The sequence below is a fragment of the Agrobacterium sp. DKPNP3 genome (assembly GCF_052686535.1).
This window is the reverse complement of the sequence record NZ_JBQYSN010000187.1, coordinates 1-671: the sequence shown is the minus strand read 5'-3', so window position 1 is coordinate 671 and position 671 is coordinate 1. Positions and strand designations below refer to the sequence as shown.

At 58.0% G+C, this 671-nt stretch carries 1 protein-coding gene; it reads right to left on the bottom strand.

Features of this window, described 5'->3' with window-relative positions; all coding sequences use genetic code 11:
• Positions 1-661: DUF4158 domain-containing protein (locus ACUTJJ_RS25040; RefSeq protein WP_445543784.1), on the bottom strand; the 661-nt coding region annotated here is incomplete at its 3' end.
• Positions 662-671: the final 10 nt, after the last annotated feature.

Below are 671 nucleotides of genomic sequence, written 5' to 3'. Positions count from 1 at the left end.
ACGCACCTGGCGCTTCTGGCGCCGAGCGTAGCCAATGGAAGCGCGTCTGGCCGATCGACGGGTCCACTTCTAACAGCCGGTCCAATGATCGGAGCGTATCGAGCGGGATCTCTTTAATCAGAGTTGTCTCTGCCCAACGGCGGGCTATCGCACGGCCGGCAAGGCCAATCCGTTCGATCGTGTCGATCGCCGGTAGAAGAGCGCCGCGTTCACGAAACGCGACGACAATCGAACTGACTATCGCAGCACCGTCGTCGGACGTCGCCGCCGCCTGAATTGCAGACAATAGCGCGGCGCGGCGATCTTGCAGCGTCGCGCTTCTCGTATCCAGATACATCATTAGCCGTGGTGTGTGATCCCGACGGGTTTCTTCACGGCGTGCATAGAGCGAAAATGCTTCCGGGGCGGCGCCGATCTGATCAGCAACATATTTAAGCATGGCGCGTGGCGGAATTTCTTCTGCCCCCAGCACTCGACCCGGGTATCGCATCAGACATAACTGAATGGCAAAGCCAAGCCGGTTGTGATTACGCCTACGCAGTTCGATCTCCAGGCGATCGGCCGGTGACAATGAGTAGTGTCGGATTAAGCTGTCCTCGTCGACAGGGATATCGACAAGCTTTCGGCGATCTTGATCTTTGAGAAGCTTGCGCTTTGCCATAGCCCGACTC